At 63.7% G+C, this 5,519-nt stretch carries 5 protein-coding genes; 1 reads left to right on the top strand and 4 read right to left on the bottom strand.

Going from position 1 to position 5,519, the window contains the following annotated elements:
• From EN893_RS16490 to thrC, 4 genes are all read right to left on the bottom strand, one after another.
• Nucleotides 1-1,414 (bottom strand): 7TM diverse intracellular signaling domain-containing protein (locus tag EN893_RS16490; RefSeq protein WP_281062485.1); only part of this gene is annotated, 1,414 nt, incomplete at its 3' end.
• 3 nt (nt 1,415-1,417) lie between these two features.
• Nucleotides 1,418-2,014 carry a GNAT family protein gene (locus EN893_RS16495; RefSeq protein ID WP_127268573.1) on the bottom strand — a complete coding sequence of 199 codons (597 nt, stop codon included), beginning with the start codon at nt 2,012-2,014 and terminating at the stop codon, nt 1,418-1,420.
• A gap of 15 nt (nt 2,015-2,029) precedes the next feature.
• Nucleotides 2,030-3,322: a pitrilysin family protein gene (locus EN893_RS16500; protein ID WP_127268574.1), complete on the bottom strand. Its 1,293-nt coding sequence runs from the start codon at nt 3,320-3,322 to the stop codon at nt 2,030-2,032.
• Between the two features lie 14 nt (nt 3,323-3,336).
• Nucleotides 3,337-4,734, bottom strand: a complete 1,398-nt coding sequence (thrC, locus tag EN893_RS16505) for a threonine synthase (protein ID WP_127270308.1) — start codon at nt 4,732-4,734, stop codon at nt 3,337-3,339.
• A 128-nt stretch (nt 4,735-4,862) separates the two neighbouring features.
• Between thrC and EN893_RS16510 the strand changes: the two genes are divergently transcribed.
• Nucleotides 4,863-5,519 (top strand): hypothetical protein (locus tag EN893_RS16510; protein ID WP_128361649.1); only part of this gene is annotated, 657 nt, incomplete at its 3' end.

Genomic DNA, 5,519 nt, shown 5'->3' on the forward strand with positions numbered 1-5,519 from the left:
GTTCGAGCACCACGTCGAGCGTCGTGCGGAACGTGTCGCGGTCGTCGGCATGCAGCACCGGCAGCCAGTTGCGGGCCGCGCCGCCAAGGCTGTTCGGTGCCAGGCCGAGCTGGATGCTGACATCGGGCTTGGTGACGACGCGGTCGCGCAGCACGTCCCAATCCCAGACCGTGTCGCCCGATCCGGCCACCGCCAGCGCCTGCCGCTCGAGGTCGGAGAACAGGCCCTGGTGCAGGGCGCCGCCGGCAAAGGCGTGCTGCATCACTGTGAAGCCGATCAGAAGGATGATCAGGATCAGCCCGCCGCCCAGGGCCGGCTGGGCAATGTCGTTGTCGAGCATGCCGGTGATCGCCATCCACGATCCGCATAGCCACAACAGCACCATGACCCAACTGGGCACCAGCATGATGGCACGGTCGTAGCCGCGTATGCCGAGGAAGATGATCAGGCCAAGCCCGGTCAGTGCGGTTGCGGCGAAGGACAGCCTGGCGATGCCGGCGGCAACCGCCGGATCGACGATCGCGACCCCGGCGATCAGCACCAGCCCGAGAATCCAGACCAGTGCGCCGTAGCTGAAATGGCCGTGCCATCGGTTGAGGTTGAGATAGGCGAACAGGAACACCACGAAGGTTCCAGCCAGCGCCACCTCCGTTCCCGCCCGCCACATCTGCTCATTGCCGGGCGAGATCTCGATGACCTTGTTGAGGAAGCCGAAATCGACACAGATATAGGCCAGTACCGCCCAGGCAAGCGCGGCGGTCGCGGGGAACATCGAGGTTCCCTTGACCACGAAAAGAATGGTGAGGAACAGCGCCAGCAAGCCTGCGATACCGATGACGATGCCGCGAAACAGCGTGTAGGAATTGACCGAGTCCTTGTAGGATTCCGGATCCCAGAGGTAGACCTGCGGCAGCTTCGGCGAGGCCAGTTCGGCGATGAAGGTGATCACCGTGCCGGGGTTCAGCGTCACCCGGAAAACGTCGGCATCGGGGCTGGTCTGGCGGTCGAGCGCGAAGCCTTCGCTGGGCGTGATGGCGGCGATGCGGGTCGAGCCGAGATCCGGCCAGAAGATGCCGGAATTCACCAGGCGGAAATGGGGTGCGACGATCAGCCGGTCGAGTTGCTGGTCGGTGGTGTTGGCGAGCGCGAACACCGCCCAGTCGCCGGTCGAACGGGCATCATTGGCCTCAACCTCGATGCGCCGCACGATACCGTCCGGACCCGGCGCGGTCGACACCTGGAAATTCTCGCCCTGGTTCCGGTAGATCTCGACGGCGCCGGAAAGGTCGAGCGCGACGTCGTCGCGGGCGATCTTGATCGGCTCCACGGCGAAGGCCGACGATGCCGCCCACAGCGTCAGGAGTGTCGCGAGGACAAAGGCGAACAGCGACCCGTTTCGCAGGAAATTCGTCAAAAATCAGTCCTTCGTTCCAACGCCCGGCGGATCGTCCGCGATCCGGGCGTAGAGGTAGTGGTCCTGCCAGATGCCGTTGATCCTGAGGTAGGATCGCAGCAGTCCTTCGCGCCGAAATCCGGCTTTTTCAAGCACGCGGATCGACCTGATGTTGTCGGGAATACAGGCCGCTTCGATCCGGTGCAACCTCAGCGTATCGAAGGCGAAGCGGGCCACCACCTTGACCGCGTCGGTCATCAGGCCGCGGCCGCCGAAGCGCTCGCCGATCCAGTAGCCGACATGGCCGCTTTGCGAGACGCCATGGCGTATGTTGCCGAGCGTGATGCCGCCGGCAAGCTTGCCGCTGCTCTTCTCGAAGATGAAGAAGGCGATCGCGGTTCCTTGCGCATAATCTTCGCGGTAGCGGCTGATGCGCAGCCGCCATGCGTTGCGGTCGAGTTCATCGGGAGTCCAGCGTGGCTCCCAGGGTTCGAGGAAGGCGCGGCTTTCGCCACGCACCACCGCCCACTCGCGGTAGTCGTTGGTGAACGGCACGCGCAGCGTGACGCGGTCGCCTTTCAGCGCCGGCAGGTCGCGGCGAAAGAAAGGGAGCGCGAACACGACGCTTCGAGGGGCTTAGACGGCGAGCTTACGGGCCGCGGTCTGCGTGCCTGCGAGCGATTCGAGGATCGCCTCGTATGGCGCCAGTGTGCCCACAGGCCCGACAGCGGTAAGCGTCGGCTTGGTCGAGAACAAACGCGACGATAGATCGGTCAGCCGCTCGACCGTCAGCGCCGACAGCCGTTCCATCAGTTCCTCCTTGGCGATCGGCCGGCCGAACAGGAGCAGTTGCCGTGCGATCTGCGAAGCGCGGCTGGCCGGGCTTTCGGCTGACATGATCAGTCCGGCGCGATATTGGGCGCGCGCCCGGTCGAGTTCTTCCTGCAGGATTTTCTCGCCGGCCTTCTGCAGTTCGTCGATAATGACAGGCACCAGTTCGGCGATGTCGCTCTGGCCGGTCGCGGCATGGACGCCGAAGACGCCGGTGTCGGAAAAGCCCCAATGGAAGGCATAGACCGAATAACACAGGCCGCGCTTCTCGCGGACCTCCTGGAACAGGCGCGACGACATGCCACCGCCGAGGATCATCGAGAGCACCTGCGAGGCATAGAAGTCGCGCACATGATAGGCCCGGCCTTCGAACCCCAGCACGATCTGCGCGTCCATCAGGTCGCGGTCCTCGCGAAAATCGCCGCCGACATATTGCGCATATTGCGGGATGGTGCTGTCGGCCTTGCTGCGGAAGCCGCCGAGCTGCTTTTCGACCTCGCGCACGAAATTGTCATGCTTGATGTCGCCGGCGGCGACAATCACCATGCGCTCGGCGCCATATTGCCGCTCGATGAAGTCGTGGAGTTGCTTGGAGGTGAAGGATTTGACCGTTTCGGGCGTGCCGAGAATGGAGCGTCCAATCGTCTGATGGCGATAGGCGGTTTCCGTGAAGCGGTCGAAGACGATGTCGTCGGGGGTGTCGTGCGCGGCGCCGATCTCCTGCAGGATCACATGCTGTTCGCGCTCGAGTTCCTGCGGGTCGAATTCGGACTCCTGCAGGATGTCGGCAAGAATGTCGACGGCCAGCGGCACGTCGTCGGAGAGCACCCTGGCATAGTAGGAAGTGGTTTCGACGCTGGTGGCGGCGTTGATCTCGCCGCCAACGTCCTCGATCTCCGAGGCGATTTCGAAGGCGCTCCGCCTTTTCGTGCCCTTGAACGCCATGTGCTCGAGCAGATGGGCCATGCCATGCTCGTCCTCACGTTCATTGCGGGCACCCGACTTGACCCAGGCACCAAGGGCAACCGATTCGATGCTTTGAAGGGTTTCGGTGGCGACTGTCAGGCCGTTCGACAGACGGCTTACCTCAACACCCATATGGCTAGTACTCCTTAACGCGCCGCCCGCGCGCGGCGGCCGACATAATCTTCCACCATTTTCAGGTCGGAGGGAAGTACCGTGTATTTTTCCTCCGATGTCATCAACCCACCTAGCCATGCGGGCAGTGCGGGCGACACGCCGCTGGCGGCTTCGACGGCGGCCGGGAATTTTGCCGGGTGTGCGGTACCCAGCACCACCATCGGGACGGCGCCTGACGCCTTGCCCGCAGCGACATGTACAGCTGCCGCGGTGTGCGGATCGAGCAGATAGTTGCTGGCCGCGAGCGTCGAGCGGATGGTGGCGGCGACCTCGTCCATATCAGCCCGGCCGGCGTCGAATTCCGACCGCATCCCGGCGATTTGCTGGGGTTCGATGGTGAAAGCGCCGGACTGCTTCAGACCGTCCATGTAGCGCCGCACGGTCGCCGCGTCACGGCTGGAGGCCTCGAACAGCAGGCGTTCGAAATTGGACGACACCTGGATATCCATCGACGGCGACGTGGTCGCAAAGACGCCCTTGGTGCGGTATTCGCCGGTCGAAAAGGTGCGCGCCAGAATGTCGTTGTCGTTGGTGGCGATGACCAGCCGCTCGATCGGCAAGCCCATCTTCTTGGCGGCGTAGCCGGCGAAGATATCGCCGAAATTGCCGGTCGGCACGGTGAAGGAGACCGGCCTGTCCGGCGCGCCGAGCGACAGCGCCGAGGAGAAATAATAGACGATCTGGGCCATGATCCGGGCCCAGTTGATCGAATTGACGCCCGAAAGCGCAACCCGGTCGCGGAAGCCGTGATCGTTGAACATGTCCTTGAGCAGTCCCTGGCAATCGTCGAAATTGCCTTCGATCGCCAGCGCATGGACGTTTGCAGCCGTCGACGTCGTCATCTGCCGCTGCTGCACCGGCGAGACGCGGCCGTGCGGGAAAAGGATGAAGATGTCGGTCCGGCTGCGACCGGCAAAGGCATCGATGGCCGCCCCGCCGGTATCGCCCGAGGTGGCGCCGACGATGGTGGCGTGCTGGTCGCGTTCGGCAAGCACATGGTCCATCAGCCGGGCCAGAAGCTGCATCGCCACGTCCTTGAAGGCGAGCGTCGGCCCGTGGAAAAGTTCCAGGATGAAGGTGTTGGGGCCGGTCTGCACCAGCGGGCAGACGGCCTCGTGGCGGAAGGTGGCATAGGCTTCGCGCACCAGCCGCTCGAAAACGGAGGCCGGGATTTCGTCGCCAAGGAACGGCGACAGCACGCGGATCGCAAGGTCGGGATAGGCAAGGCCGCGCATGGCGCGGATCTCGGCGGCGGAAAACTGTGGCCACTCGCGCGGCACGTAGAGCCCGCCGTCGCGCGCCAGCCCGGCCAGCACGGCGTCGGAAAATCCGAGAACGGGGGCTTCCCCGCGGGTACTCACATAGTGCATGTCACAATTCCGTTACTGCTTGGCTTTTCCATCCACCGCAAGGTGGTTAATTTCTGCGCTGGCTCAGTCGCATTTTTGCCGCGCGGTTGATATACGTCACCAGCTTTGCGAGAGGGAAGTGCAGTTTCATGGCGTTTCGTACATTCAGTGGTCGCTTTTTGGCGGGTCTTGCGCTCACCGGCTTTATGCTTGCCGCCGCCGGCTGCCAATCGGGCGACAATGGCATCCTGAACCTCGGCATAGGCAAGAAGGAGGACCCGACGGCGCCACCGCCGCCCCAGGATCCCAAGATACTGGCCAGCCAGTTGCAGGCCTATTGCCCCCGGGTGACGGTGCGCGACGGCACGGCCTTCTTCAACACCTATTCCAGGGAAGCTCAGAAGCCCAAGCCCAGGATCAAGAAGACCGGCGACGCCGCGCAGGATGCCGCGGCCCAGGCCGAGGCTGACGCCGCTGCTGCAACTCCGCCCGACGAATCGGCCAATATCATCTACCAGGCGTCGGTCAGCGACGTGACACGCGACTGCAGCCGTGCCAACGGCCAGCTGACGATGAAGATTGCGGTCGCCGGCAAGATTGTCCCCGGACCGAAGTTTTCTCCAGGCACGATCACCATGCCGATCCGAACGGCTGTGATGCATGGCACCGAGGTCCTCTACTCGCAGCTCCACCAGTATCAGGTCCAGGTCACCGATCCTTCGGTTGCCACGCAGTTCGTCTTCACCGATTCCAATGTCGTCGTGCCCGAGCCGACGGCGCAGGATTATCAGGCCTTTGCCGGCTAT

It is taken from the genome of Mesorhizobium sp. M7A.F.Ca.CA.004.04.2.1 (assembly GCF_004022825.1).
GTDB lineage: Bacteria > Pseudomonadota > Alphaproteobacteria > Rhizobiales > Rhizobiaceae > Mesorhizobium.